The sequence below is a fragment of the Psychrobacter sp. 1Y4 genome (assembly GCF_051847555.1).
Genome location: NZ_JBPYDE010000001.1, coordinates 16,196 through 27,143, shown reverse-complemented (window position 1 = coordinate 27,143; position 10,948 = coordinate 16,196). Strand labels below are relative to the sequence as shown.

Below are 10,948 nucleotides of genomic sequence, written 5' to 3'. Positions count from 1 at the left end.
TATGGACAATAGCCACTCTAGATACACTGTTTGAATGATACTTATATCGGCGTATTTGTATCATTGCTTCTACCTTATTTTTACGTTTGTTTAAAAGCAGCGCTTTATGGACCAAAACCGTCATGGACAATAACACCCATTATGATGTCATCATTGTTGGCGCAGGAGCCTCAGGGCTATACTGCGCACTCACCGCTGGGCGTCGAGGCCGCCGCGTATTGGTGCTCGATCATGCCAATAAAGTCGGCAAAAAGATCCTGATGTCGGGCGGTGGACGCTGTAACTTTACCAACTACTTCGTCGAGCCTGAGCATTTTATCAGTGCCAACCCACATTTTTGTAAGTCAGCACTGAGCCGTTACCCCAGTTGGGAGTTTATCGGCATGGTTGAACAGCATAAAATCCCATACCATGAGCGTGAGCACGGTCAGCTGTTTTGTGATGATTCTGCGCAAGATATCGTCACTATGCTACTTGATGAATGCGCGGCGGTAGGTGTGCAAATACGCATTAATACCCAGATTGATAAGATCGATGTCAATGAGACTGAATATAAAAGATTCAATCTATCGACCTCTAAAAAACTGAGTAAAAAAGATATCGCCAATAGCGTTAAACCTTCGCAACACAAATACAGCTGTGACTCGTTAGTCGTGGCGACTGGTGGCCTATCTATACCAACGATGGGCGCAAGCGGTCTTGGTTATGAGCTGGCGCAGCAGTTTGGGCATCAGCTTATGCCAACCGATGCCAGCCTCGTGCCCTTTACCTTTACCGATAAGACGGGCGAGCTTATCCGCGCCTTGGCTGGTATTAGTTTGCCCGTAATTGCCAGTAACGAGCGCATCTCGTTTAAGCTGCCGTTACTCTTTACCCATCGCGGTCTATCTGGTCCTGCCATGCTCCAGCTGTCCAATTATTGGCAGACGGGCGAGCACATCAATATCAACTTACTGCCTGATATCGATGTCACCACCCTACTACTTGCTCATAAAAAATCGCACCCAAAGCAGCTCATCCGTACTGTACTGGCAGACTATACAGACAATGCATTGCCTAAAAAACTACTGACAGCCCTACAGACAACGCTGTGGGATGATATTAAAGACAAAGAGCTTGCCAATATTAAAGATGAGCGCCTAAGCGAGCTTGGGAATACTATTAATAATTGGCAACTCAAACCCTCTGGTACGGAAGGCTATCGTACCGCTGAGGTGACGCGTGGCGGCGTAAAAACCGATGAGGTGTCGTCAAAAACAATGCAGAGCAATTTTCAGGACGGTCTATACTTTATCGGTGAGGTGCTTGATGTCACGGGCTGGCTTGGCGGCTATAACTTTCAATGGGCCTGGGCAAGCGGTTTTGTCTGCGGTGAAGTCGTTTAACCATTAATACAAGCTCAAAAAAAGCCGCCCTACTATGACAGTAAGGCGGCTTTTTATTATATTAACATGTAAAACTAAGCGTACACTTACGCTTGTTTTTGCTCCAAATACGGATAATCGGTATAACCCTCAGCACCGCCACCATAGAAGGTTTGTGGATGCTGCTCATTGAGCGGCGCATCTTGACGAATACGCTCAGGCAAATCAGGGTTTGCAATGAAATCACGACCAAACGCAACCGCGTCAATATAGCCTTCACGGACATTTCTTTCTGCTTTTTCGGCCGTATAGCCACCCGCTGCAATGATCGTATTGTCAAAGGCATCACGAATACGCTGGCGGAAACCGTCATTATATGGCGTGCCTCCTGCCCAATCAGGCTCAGAGAGATGAAGATACATCAAACCGCGTTTATTGATTTGCTCAATGAGCCAAATGTTATCATCTTCATCATAGCCGGCTTCTACGGCGTTAAACGTGCCTTGTGGCGAGAGTCGAATACCGACGTGATCGTTATCCCATTCATCAACACAAGCATCGATGACATCAAGGGTTAAGCGCGCGCGGTTTTCACGACTGCCGCCGTACTCGTCATCACGCTTGTTGGTTTGCTCAACCCAAAATTGATGCAACAGATAACCATGGGCACCATGAACCTCTACGCCATCAAATCCTGCTTCTCGTGCCGTCTTGGTTGCATAAGCAAAGTCCTTAATCACTTGCTTGATTTCATCAGCGGTGGCTGGACGTGGTGGCGTGGTTTCAACGCGAATCGCTTGATTATCGCTATCACGTAAAGAGGTGCGAGCGCCGACTTCGACGTCCGACGCTGAAATAGGCGCTTTACCATCAGGCTGTACACTTTCATGTGCCACTAGACCAGTATGCCATAGCTGTACGACGATCTTGCCGCCTTTAGCATGGACATTATCGACGATGGCTTTCCACGCGGTCATCTGATCTTTAGTATGGATGCCAGGCGCACCTGCATAACCTTTTGCTTGAAATGATACTTGCGTCGCCTCAGCGATCACAAGGCCCGCTCCCGCTGCACGCTGTGAATAGTATTCACCTGCTAATGCCGTTGGTACATCGCCTGGCTCAACAGCGCGTAGACGAGTTAGTGGTGCCATAATGATGCGGTTTTTTAGGGTTTGAGTGCCCATTTTTACTGTTTCAAATAAATTATCGTAAGCCATAGTATGCCTTGTTTGTGGTTATAAAAAATATGGGTAAAAATGATATTCATAACTATAAAGCAATCTATTTATAATTATGAAAACTTTATGAGTCATTAGGTCAACAAAATGTATGTTTGTTCGATAGATCAGTAAGTACTTTTCGAATCAATACCCATTAGATGATCACCTCTTAAATGGATATCTATCAAATAAGAATCTGTATTCAAGAACATACGTCTGAATACTTATACTTAAGTACCAATACGTACCAATACTTAAGCACCTATATTGAACGACCGTTCTCTTTATAAGGGATGACTATGATTATTCAAGTAAGCTTTACAAACCGAAACACCTTTTCAGCTCTATTTGATAATTGAAAAAGGTTACAGATTGACTATCTCTAAAGAATATAAAAGAGTAGAATGTATACAAGCAAACAATAGTCTTCTAATGATTCGATAAGATTGTCCTAATTTTTTACAATTAAGCCAATTTATTGCATATTGAATAGTCAAAATAATTTTTTAAAAACTAAGATTAATACTCTATTGAGTATTAAAAGGATGCAGTCTGTGCAAATGAACAGAAGAACACTCATCATAGGTGCAAGCTTACTGCTTGGCCTAACTGCTTGCCAGCCGCCTTCGGATAAAACTGATTCATCAGATACGCCCTCAACGTCAGCACAAACCGAAACAGCGCCAAGTACACAGCCTCTTGCAGAAGCGAAAACGCCAAAAGCTCTTACTAAAGCGTTGGTCACACTATCTGAAAAAACATTAAAAGAGCAGCTCATTTGTTCCAAGCTTGATGACACGATAAATACCATCGATAATAAAAGTAAGATCGAAAATATTCATGCAGTTCAGCGTCAAATAGAGGCTTGCTTGCCAGTGGCAGAAAATGCCGAGATACTTCAATGGCTAGAAGCCTACCAAGCGATGTATGGACGTTTTTTGAATACTGATAGCTCTATGGATGATGAAGCGTTTTACAGCGTCATGGATAATATTGACCAAGATGAAAAATTAACGGTAGCGCAATTAAAGCTGGTAAATCCTCGTGTCCGCTATCTTATTAGCTTGGTAAGGAGCAAAGCTGACGTCAGTGTCCGATATATAGGCGAAGGTCACTTTGCCTTTCATCACGATCTTTCGGCCATGGCTGATATGTTCACCCCTTATCTACCAGATGACCAAAGTGAGTTTATCCAGCGAATGGCGCAAGACAATCAAGAGATATTTTGGTTCGATGCTGCAATTGGTATATCTCTTGAAGAGTTGGTTGAACGCGCTGTATTTTGGGAAGATTTTATAGGCCGTTACCCAGATAGTAGATTCTATGATGATGCCAAAGCTTTGCTAGATACCTATCGCTATCTACTCTTTTTTGGCTCAGAAAACACTCAATGGATCGATGATGAGGCCCGCAAATTTTATCTGTTAAAAGACGAGCGCTTGATGACGCAATTGACTGAGCGTACTGATAGTCAACTGGCTGAAGACGTACAAAAGCTTTTGGTATTTATGGCGCAGTCGGATAGCGAACGTCAACAGTTATACCCTGTTCCTGATAAAGATGAAAACGGCCATAAAATAAACGAATGGGAAGTAACTCATTATCAATTGAGTCAAGCGTTAGATATATCTTCGCTACGTGATACAGTTAGAGATAGAAACTGTTTGCATGGTGTCATTTGTGTAGACAAGGACAAGCAATAAAACCCTATTTTATACATACCGATTCCAAAAATATTTAGATAGGCACGCCCACACTATTTGTTACTGTTTTATGAGTACTCGTGTTTTACGACCTTAGCATCTTTTTAAAAGAGATATTTAAAGACAGGTATGTACCAAATAAAATGACTGCTGAGCCAATAATTGCACCCAAATCTAACGCTTCGCCCAGCAATACATAACCAAAGAATATCGCAAAAATTGGAATGACTAAAGTGATACTCGTCGCGCGCATTGGACCGATATTCTTAATCAGCTGATTCATAAAAATCAGCGCGATTGCTGTCGAAAACACTCCGATGCAGATGACAGATACCCATGCTTGTAGACTAATACTCTTGCCATATGGAAACTCATATAAGCCAATAGGTAGCATGACCATGCTGGCAATAATGGTCGAGCCAGCAGTGATAGCAATCGGCGACAAGCCTTGCAAATAGTTTTTGGTGATATTGGCCCCTGTGGCATAACCGACACAGCCTAGTAGCGCATAGCCCATTGGCAATAACCCTTCAAGCAAACTTGTGTCTGACTCACTACCAGCAAATAGACTCTCACTCATCAAAATCACGACACCGACCAGACCGATAAATAAACCAAGAATTTGCTTTTTTGAGAGCTTATCATTAAAAAATGTACTGGCGATAAAGCCACTCATCATCGGCACAGAGGCGTTTAGCACTGCCAATACACCAGCGTTCACTGACTGGGCTGAGAATGAAAATAGCACAAATGGAATGGCCGTAGAAACCAAGCCGACGACGGTCAATAGCTTCCAGTTTTCACGAATACCGCGCCGATTCTCCAAGCTGATCAATACAAAGACCAGCATAGTGAAACCTGCGAACAGCACTCGTAGGCTTGCAAATGCTATCGAACCAAACTCAGGAACCCCAACACGATAGAATATAAAAGACAGCGACCACATAAAAGAGAGGGTAAAAAAGATAATGAGGTCGCGTTTAGTCACTGGTGAATCCTATTAAGCGTTTAGACTGCTTTTGCTAAGTCGTAAAAAGTTATGTCATGAGACGTATTATGTCGTTAAAAACGCCATGATGATAACTTGTTAATCGCTCTTTAGGTGCGGTTTTATGTATTCGTCAGTAATTAATTCGTTATAACTTGACTTTATCCAAAATAAAATCAATATCTTTGTCACCACGCCCGGATAAATTGACCAAAATAGTCTCATCAGGCGACATGTCTTTGGCAACTCTCATCGCATAGGCAATGGCATGGGCAGTTTCTAAAGCGGGAATAATACCTTCTAATCTTGATAACGCCATAAAGGCATCCAAGCACTCTGCGTCGGTTGCCGACTCATAAGTCGCTAAACCCATATCGCGCAAAAGCGAATGCTGTGGCCCAACGCCTGGGTAATCAAGCCCTGAGGCAATCGAATGCACGGGGGCAGGCTCGCCATCTTCATCTAGCAAGACATAACACTTAAAGCCATGCAGCGTGCCTTTTACTCCCAACGTCATGGTAGCGGCGTGATTGGATGTCTCTAAGCCTTCACCTGCAGGTTCCACCCCAACTTTCTCGACCTCTTTGTCGTCCAAAAAACCACTAAAAATGCCGATAGCATTAGAGCCACCGCCGACACAAGCGACCACTTTATTAGGGAGCTTACCAGTTGTCTCTAAGAACTGCGCTCTTGCTTCGCGGCCAACGACCGATTGAAAATAACTGACGATTTCAGGATACGGTGCAGGGCCTAAAGCTGAGCCAATAGCAAATAGACTGGTATCCAGCTCATCAAGATAAGTCTCAAAAGCGCTATCGACCGCCTCTTTTAGTGTCCCTGCCCCGCGCGATACAGGGACGATCTTCGCGCCTAGTATTTTCATCCGGCTGACATTGGGATGCTCTTTTTCGATATCAACGACACCCATATGGATCTCACACTCAAGGCCCATCAACGCCGCTGCGGTTGCCAACGCCACGCCATGTTGCCCTGCGCCCGTCTCCGCAATGACCTTGGTTTTGCCTAGTTTTTTGGCAAGTAATACTTCACCTAAGCAGTGATTAATCTTGTGCGCGCCCGTATGATTGAGATCTTCACGCTTAAAATAAATCTGCGCCCCGCCGCAATGTGCGCTTAAGCGTCTGGCATGAAATATCGGACTTGGGCGACCAACATAAGTCTGACGCAAGCGGCTCATCTCTTTGATAAAGTCATTATCTTTAATAATTTCGCGAAATCCTTGCTCAATGTCATCCATGGCTTTGGCAAGTTCTGGATGTTCAATCTTACCGCCGAACTCACCGTATAGACCATCGTTACTTGGCAAGATAGAGTGATGTAAGCCATAGCTGTCGGTCATATTGTCTGTTGTCATCGTTAAACCCTAGTATCTGAAATTATAATGTTGAAAGTTGTGATATTTGACGACTTATAGTCTGAAAAATTGTCCGAGCACGTTATTTTATAGCGTTATAATAAAACTTTTGTATTAACGTTCTAGTACACTGAAACGTATTTTAAGGTAAGTCTTGTTTAAGGTCAATAACTAGCGTTGATTTGCACGTATTTATATAGTCAATCCACTAAAAATAAGTACTGTGTTACTGAGATGAATGTTTTGCAGCATTGAACAATCGAACAGTGACAAAGACGCATAGTAAGGGCGATTTATATCAAGACGTGTTATGAAAACTTCATTACTTAATTTTCTACAGTCATCATCCACCTGCCCATCTTAATAGAACGTAACTTACAACAATGTCTCTATAAAACTATTCACACTTTGGACTAGAAACGTTTTATATTACTGATTAGGTCTTTTACGATAACTGAAACAGGGATGCTGACGATGTTACAGACAATAGTGAAACAAGCACCAAAACAGACAATAAAAGTCTTAGCTATAGCCATGATGGTTGCAGGTGTAACCGCATGTAATGATGACGATAGCGAGACGATCATTACCCCTGTCATCACATACGGGGAGTATGGTACCGAGACCGCGCTGACCTTAGCGCGTGACTATTCAGGGCGTTATATGGGGTCGAGTACCGAGCTTGCTGCTGCTCAATATATGAAACAGCGCATGACCTTTGGCGCTAATGGCGATGAAGTGATACTAGAGCCTTTTACTTTTGTCGCGTCTCGTGGGCCATTTGCTGAGCAAGCGATTACCAGTCAAAATGTGGTTGTTACTCATGAAGGCACAGAAAACACCGGACGAACCTTATACGTAGGCGCTCACTATGATTCGGCAACGCAGTATCCTAATTATATCGAGCTTGAAGGATTAGATGACAATGCCTCAGGTTCTGGCGTACTAAGCGAGCTAGTCTATCATTTTAACGGAGTCAAGACCGCAGATACGATTAAGTTTATAGCCTTTGGCTCTGAAGAAGGCGGACTGCAAGGTTCTAAGGCGTTTGTCGCAAGCTTAAGCCAAGATGAGATTGACAATGCTATTGGTATGATAAATTTAGACAGCTTGCTCACAGGCGATAATATGTATGCCAATGCTGGGGACAATAGTTATGACGATGATGGCAATGAGATTGCAGCCAATGTCAAATTACGTGAAGCGGCGCTGCGTATTGCAAACGAGCTTAATCTTAGCTTGCAAGTAAACCCCGCTATCATTCCTCCGGGCGAAACCGAGCCTTACAAGCCATTTGGCGTAGGCTGTTGTAGCGATCAAGAATCGTTCGACAGTATTATGCCTGTCGTTGCTTTTGAGGCAACCAACTGGAGCCTGGGACCAGATTTTGACGGCTATACGCAAACGGATAATCCCGACATACCAGGCGGCTACTCATGGCACAATCCAGACGTGGATAATGAAGCGGTATTGACACAAGCGCTCGGCGAAGAGCGGATCAAACAGCGCATGAGTGCCTTTGCTCGGATTGTCACTGAGCTTATCGCAGAACAGGTACAAGCTGAGTCTATTAGATAGATTAGAGCCGTAGGGTGGCGTTAGACTTGTTAAATTCTCGTAGAGAATAAAAACAAGGCGTAACCCATCATTGAAAGCAGAAGATCATTCGGTGGGTTACGCGTTCGCTAACCCACCCTACGCCACACTTAAAAATTAATCGAAAGCAACATATCTAATCCTATTAACCCTTCAAAACCATTCCCTTCTCCCGCACCCCCATTGAATTAAAGTCCCGCGTCGGCAACAATAACTGCTACTAACAATCTCCATAATAAAAAGGACACCCAATGAAACTGCGCATTCTAAAATCTGCCGTTACCAACCCATGGTTTAACCTTGCGACCGAAGATTGGATATTTAACACGCTGAACCCTGACTCGCATACGCTATTCTTATGGCGCAATAGCGAGACCGTGGTCATCGGGCGCTCGCAAAACCCATGGGTAGAGTGCAAAATCGATAAAATGGAAGTAGACGATTTATTTTTGGCGCGGCGTCAGAGCGGCGGCGGCGCGGTGTTTCACGATTTGGGCAATACCAACTTTACCTTTCTATCGCCTAAAAACGACTACAATCAAGAAGCGAACTTTACCATCATTATTAATGCGCTAAAGAAACTGGGCATAGACGCGGAATTGTCTGGTCGTAATGATATGCAAGTCGGTGATAAAAAAATATCAGGCAGCGCCTTTAAACATGCGGCGGATCGTAGCTTTCATCATGGTACGTTACTGGTAAATGCCAACATGCAAAAGCTGGGTGATTATCTCCATCCGCATCCCCTCAAATTAAAAGCCAAAGGTATCAAGTCCGTGCGCGCTCGCGTCGCTAACTTGGTTGAGTTTAATGAAGACATCAATCACGATATCTTATCTAATGCGATTATTGAGGCGTTTTGTGAGTATTATCGTGACATTGGTTATGGCGACACCGCGCTAGTAGAAGAATTGGATGAAGCCAGTCTCGCTAAGCAGCCTAACCTGAATAAATACTATCAACAAATGGCAGATTGGGATTGGCGCTTTGGTAAGACCCCTGAATTTAGCCATCATATCGAGACGCGATTTGATTGGGGTATTATTGATTTGCACCTTGATGTAAAACACGCAGTCATTAGCGAGGTGGTCATCTTCTCTGATGCGCTAAATGTGGAATTGATCGATCGGTTAAAAGAGACATTGACTGATATCAAATATGATAGGCATGAGATTAAAGCTGAGTTTGATGAGTTGAGCAAAGCGTGTTCTGATTTGGCATTGCAGATTGATGACGTGTCTGCGTGGTTAATAAGTGAAATGGAAACTTAGAGTGTGATATGTATTTTGGCATAGCAGACTGGGAGCTTATCTTATGGAACCTATTACTATTCTTTTCTTTGCCTTAAGCTCTTTTTTAAGGCTAGAGCACTCGCCTATTGTTGCCGACAAAACGACAGTAACCATACAACCGCAAGGTCAGCAGATAGAGATAATTCAAGAAGATCTATTTACGATAGTTCATAAAGACGACGATTTAGAGGTAGTCAAGGAGGAGCAAACTGCTCTATTCTCTGAAGCTCAGCAGAATACGGCATGGGCAAAGGAGCTAAATAGCTTTACTGATAAAGCGATTACTTTTTCATCAACAGACAACCAGCTCAATACACATATTACGCTGACTTATCAGGATGAAACAGACTTGCGAGCGTTGGGCGTTTGGTACGATGCGCAGCAAAATCAGTTTTCTATCAATTATATACCCAATGATAATTTGCAAACCGAAGATGGTCAGCGATTAGGTAATTATTGGGTTTTTGATGGTGATAAGACTTTTAGCTTCACGCTTGAGCCTTTTAAAGCGCTCCCTACTGATTATAAAAGCACGGACTATCAGAAATATAGTATTCCAATAACCGTAATTTTAGACGAAAACTAAAAACGTCAAAGCTCTACTTTGGCTTAGACAGTTGACGCTCTTTTATAGTTTACTCTATCGACAACCCATCCAAAATCAATTGCGATAGTTGAGCTGCTAACAAAAATCGTTACCTTTCTTTAGCTTTCATAAAGGTATGTAACACTACAATCTATTATGATTTCCTTATTCGGTAGTGCAAAGTTCTACTCAAATCTCTTTAACTACTTAATAAATACTTATTATGATAATGAGCCTAAAAGGAATTCACTATGTCAAACTTCAACATGAAAAATATCGCTATCAGTTCGCTACTAGCTTTGTCTACTTGCTTCGCTATGGTCGGTCAGGCAAATGCTGCTCCTCACTCAGACACGACGCATCTAACACAAAAACAGAAAAATACCATTGCTGCTAAGCAAAAAGCGAAACAACAAGCCGCATTAAAAGCTAAACAGAAAGCGAAACAACAAGCCGCATTAAAGGCTAAACAGAAGGCTAAGTATCAAGCAGAGATACAAGCTAAGCAAAAAGCCAAACAAAAGCTAAACAACAAGTGGCATTAAAAGCTAAACAGAAGGCTAAGCATCAAGCAGAGATACGAGCTAAGCAAAAAGCCAAACAACAAGTCGCATTAAGAGCGAAGCAGAAAGCAGCTAATCATAGTAGTAAGTTCAAACAAAAAGATTATAGATTTAAAGATGAAAAAAGATGTGGCTAATTAAAGCGTATCGCTAGTGGAAAACAACTATGTTACATATAAAATCCACGACTGAGATTCAGTTGTGGCTTTTGTGCTTTTGTTAGGAGTGGAGACAAAGCTTAATTCATTGTTTGATGTC

General features: G+C 42.9%; 10 protein-coding genes. 7 read left to right on the top strand and 3 right to left on the bottom strand.

Annotation, left to right across the window (positions count from 1 at the left end):
- Positions 1 to 122 precede the first annotated feature (122 nt).
- A complete protein-coding gene (locus tag ACS8FC_RS00125) occupies positions 123 to 1,385 on the top strand; it encodes a BaiN/RdsA family NAD(P)/FAD-dependent oxidoreductase (protein ID WP_439262263.1) in 1,263 nt (420 codons plus the stop codon).
- Positions 1,386 to 1,471: 86 nt separating this feature from the next.
- Here the strand turns inward: ACS8FC_RS00125 and nemA are convergent, their stop codons facing one another.
- Entirely contained in the window at positions 1,472 to 2,584 is a 1,113-nt protein-coding gene (gene nemA / locus ACS8FC_RS00120) for an alkene reductase (protein ID WP_439295495.1), read from the bottom strand.
- Positions 2,585 to 3,141: 557 nt separating this feature from the next.
- Here nemA and ACS8FC_RS00115 point away from each other — a divergent pair.
- Entirely contained in the window at positions 3,142 to 4,290 is a 1,149-nt protein-coding gene (locus tag ACS8FC_RS00115) for a hypothetical protein (RefSeq protein WP_439295494.1), read from the top strand.
- Positions 4,291 to 4,375: 85 nt separating this feature from the next.
- Here the strand turns inward: ACS8FC_RS00115 and ACS8FC_RS00110 are convergent, their stop codons facing one another.
- Both ACS8FC_RS00110 and trpB read right to left on the bottom strand, forming a co-directional pair.
- Positions 4,376 to 5,278, bottom strand: coding sequence for a DMT family transporter (locus ACS8FC_RS00110; protein ID WP_299218474.1), 903 nt, complete (start codon positions 5,276 to 5,278; stop codon positions 4,376 to 4,378).
- A 148-nt stretch (positions 5,279 to 5,426) separates the two neighbouring features.
- Positions 5,427 to 6,653: a tryptophan synthase subunit beta gene (gene trpB, locus ACS8FC_RS00105; RefSeq protein WP_439295493.1), complete on the bottom strand. Its 1,227-nt coding sequence runs from the start codon at positions 6,651 to 6,653 to the stop codon at positions 5,427 to 5,429.
- A 474-nt stretch (positions 6,654 to 7,127) separates the two neighbouring features.
- Here trpB and ACS8FC_RS00100 point away from each other — a divergent pair, with 474 nt between their 5' ends.
- The 5 genes from ACS8FC_RS00100 (at position 7,128) to ACS8FC_RS00080 (ending at position 10,827) form a co-directional block, all read left to right on the top strand.
- Positions 7,128 to 8,231 carry a M28 family peptidase gene (locus ACS8FC_RS00100; protein WP_439295492.1) on the top strand — a complete coding sequence of 368 codons (1,104 nt, stop codon included), beginning with the start codon at positions 7,128 to 7,130 and terminating at the stop codon, positions 8,229 to 8,231.
- A gap of 269 nt (positions 8,232 to 8,500) precedes the next feature.
- On the top strand, positions 8,501 to 9,520 hold the full coding sequence (locus ACS8FC_RS00095) for a lipoate--protein ligase (RefSeq protein ID WP_439295491.1): 1,020 nt from the start codon (positions 8,501 to 8,503) through the stop codon (positions 9,518 to 9,520).
- A 43-nt stretch (positions 9,521 to 9,563) separates the two neighbouring features.
- The gene (locus tag ACS8FC_RS00090; protein WP_439295490.1) at positions 9,564 to 10,127 is read left to right on the top strand and encodes a hypothetical protein; all 564 of its coding nucleotides are present in this window, start codon (positions 9,564 to 9,566) and stop codon (positions 10,125 to 10,127) included.
- A gap of 251 nt (positions 10,128 to 10,378) precedes the next feature.
- Complete coding sequence (locus ACS8FC_RS00085; protein ID WP_439295489.1) at positions 10,379 to 10,672, top strand: hypothetical protein; 294 nt, start codon at positions 10,379 to 10,381, stop codon at positions 10,670 to 10,672.
- Positions 10,663 to 10,827: a hypothetical protein gene (locus ACS8FC_RS00080; protein ID WP_439295488.1), complete on the top strand. Its 165-nt coding sequence runs from the start codon at positions 10,663 to 10,665 to the stop codon at positions 10,825 to 10,827. Before ACS8FC_RS00085 ends, ACS8FC_RS00080 begins: the two co-directional genes overlap by 10 nt.
- The last annotated feature ends 121 nt before the right edge of the window (positions 10,828 to 10,948 follow it).

Excerpts from the sequence above, each read along its gene's own strand:
- ACS8FC_RS00125 (WP_439262263.1), top strand. The coding sequence starts at position 123 with ATGGACAATAACACCCATTATGATGTCATCATTGTTGGCGCAGGAGCC.
- nemA (WP_439295495.1), bottom strand. The coding sequence starts at position 2,584 with ATGGCTTACGATAATTTATTTGAAACAGTAAAAATGGGCACTCAAACC.
- trpB (WP_439295493.1), bottom strand. The coding sequence starts at position 6,653 with ATGACAACAGACAATATGACCGACAGCTATGGCTTACATCACTCTATC.
- ACS8FC_RS00100 (WP_439295492.1), top strand. The coding sequence starts at position 7,128 with ATGTTACAGACAATAGTGAAACAAGCACCAAAACAGACAATAAAAGTC.
- ACS8FC_RS00095 (WP_439295491.1), top strand. The coding sequence starts at position 8,501 with ATGAAACTGCGCATTCTAAAATCTGCCGTTACCAACCCATGGTTTAAC.
- ACS8FC_RS00090 (WP_439295490.1), top strand. The coding sequence starts at position 9,564 with ATGGAACCTATTACTATTCTTTTCTTTGCCTTAAGCTCTTTTTTAAGG.
- ACS8FC_RS00085 (WP_439295489.1), top strand. The coding sequence starts at position 10,379 with ATGTCAAACTTCAACATGAAAAATATCGCTATCAGTTCGCTACTAGCT.